Origin of the sequence: Azospirillum aestuarii (assembly GCF_016632405.1) — a bacterium.
GTDB lineage: Bacteria > Pseudomonadota > Alphaproteobacteria > Azospirillales > Azospirillaceae > Azospirillum > Azospirillum aestuarii.
On the sequence record NZ_JAEPIV010000059.1, the window covers coordinates 1 to 220 of the forward strand.

The following is a 220-nucleotide window of genomic DNA, read 5'->3' on the forward strand; positions in this document are numbered from 1 at the left end:
TGTGTTAGGCATGCCGCCAGCGTTCGTTCTGAGCCAGGATCAAACTCTCAGGTTCAAGCCGAGCGCCGAAACGCTCTCTTGACAGGGCCGCTCATAGCGACCTCAACCCAAGCTTTCGAAACTGTTCGTCTCTTACTGCTTGACCGAGATGCTCAAGCGACCCGCGATGCCAGTCCCTTCCGGAACCGGTCCGCGGCCAACGGTCAAAACCGCCGCCTGC